The organism is Candidatus Symbiopectobacterium sp. NZEC135 (assembly GCF_025962695.1).
In genome coordinates this window covers 1-1,726 of record NZ_JAGFPF010000344.1, presented here as the reverse complement: position 1 = coordinate 1,726, position 1,726 = coordinate 1, and the positions used below count along the sequence as shown (strand labels likewise).

General features: G+C 55.3%; 2 protein-coding genes. Both read right to left on the bottom strand.

Annotated elements, in window-relative coordinates; all coding sequences use genetic code 11:
- Positions 1–33: 33 nt before the first annotated feature.
- Positions 34–420: a hypothetical protein gene (locus tag J5224_RS26675; RefSeq protein WP_264628180.1), complete on the bottom strand. Its 387-nt coding sequence runs from the start codon at positions 418–420 to the stop codon at positions 34–36.
- A complete protein-coding gene (gene virB10, locus J5224_RS26670; protein WP_261867617.1) occupies positions 413–1,630 on the bottom strand; it encodes a VirB10/TraB/TrbI family type IV secretion system protein in 1,218 nt (405 codons plus the stop codon). Before virB10 ends, J5224_RS26675 begins: the two co-directional genes overlap by 8 nt.
- Positions 1,631–1,726: the final 96 nt, after the last annotated feature.

Genomic DNA, 1,726 nt, shown 5'->3' with positions numbered 1-1,726 from the left:
TGAAATATCAAAACTACGTCAACTGGCGATTTACTACGTGCTGAACTCCAGCAAGGCAGATGATTCTCCATCACCGGAGAAGGATGGGGACAGTCCGGCATAGCGGGCTAATGTCGTCGCAAGAATGATAATATCGGTGACGTCAGGCAGCGATATCTGCTTATGTGCCAGCCGGATATCGTCTGAGGTAAAAGGCGCTACATCCAGAGAATCTTCACCGATGGTGAGGCAGAACGTTTGTTCTTCCCCAAAGTCAATGATGAACTCTGTCAATGCGCCCCCGGCACGATAACATGTCATGACTATTCTCCTGATCCCGGTAAGGTGTGACATTACGTCGTTGACTACAACATTGTTGTAATCGTCCCTGACGATGACGTCTGTCGCGGTGACGCCAAACAGAAACTTTCGATTATTCATTCTTCATCCTCAGTGTATAGATGCCGGAAAAATCAATATCCCGCCCTGTGATCAGATTGATGATCTCCCCCTGATTTTTGTAGAGGGTAGGCGGGATATTGATGCTGTTTTCCAGCGTGGAACGTGCCATATCCGCCATGGCCTGACGGCTGTTTTCGGTATAGTCCGTGTTACGGTCTTTCTGACCAGCACTGTTAGATGCCCATGCACCAATATCAGGGATCATCCCGACCAGTAATGCGCCACCGAAGCGCTCTCTGAAATGCGTGTCGATCCAGCCGTCAACGCCAGCCTCGCCCAGTTCTCCGGCAGCACGGGTATCGATCAGCGGAATATCAAGATAAGGGGGCTGGCGGGTACGCAGTTTTGTGATGATAAGAAAGGCGCGTCCCTGTCCTTGCGTCATTCCTGTCTCTGCACCAGTCTGATAAACGCCTGAAGCCGTGGTCCCTTTTTCAATCAGCTTCGTATTACCGCTGGCACTCCAGATATCGTCGGCGATCGTGCAGCGGATTTTCCCCGCCCGGTCCGAGACAAAGCGGTAATCCAGTGAACAGGGAATAGCGATATTTTCCGGGACGTACAGGTCCGGGTTGTAAGGAATACGCCGGACTGCTGCCGGGGAGAGTTCCGACGGTGGCGACGTGGTGTCTGGTTGCTGTCCGGCAGAGGCTGCCTGCGTCATCTCCTGCTGCCTGGTCCGGACCGGGTTTTGAGCCGCAGCGGCTGAACCATCACGCCGAACCAAAAAATGGGCTTTATCAAGTTGAGGCGGCATCTCAGGCTCCGGGGCTGTCGTCATGCGCGGGTTGTTTTCTGCCGGTTCGGATGCTTCGGCCCCGGTATCTTGCGTACCCAGATCGGTACGCTGCCGGTAATCGCTGCGGTTCGGCTGTGGCGTAGCATCCTGCCGCTTCTCTTCACCGGGTTGCCAGAGTAGATTGCGATATACCCAGTTGCCCGCCCATGCCAGCGCAATCAGCGCAACGGCGGCGATCGCCAGAAACGCGGTGGCTTTCCCGCGCCTGCGCTTTTTCAGTTTATTGACGGCGGGTTGTAGCGGGTCGTTCTCTTCATCGTCCTGCGCGGTGAGAAGCGTCGCTTCACGCCTTGCACGGGCTTCGCGCTCCAGCGCGGCAATATCGTCATCCTGTTGCGAAGGAGAAGGCTCTGCACCATCAGGCACCGGATGCGGGTGTTCATCGTTCATCTGCATGACTCCTCAGTTGTCAGTGGGTTGCGGGCTTTTCCACCCGGTCAACATGCGGTGAAACCGTGGCACCATCAGCGGTCTGGACTCTGCCGA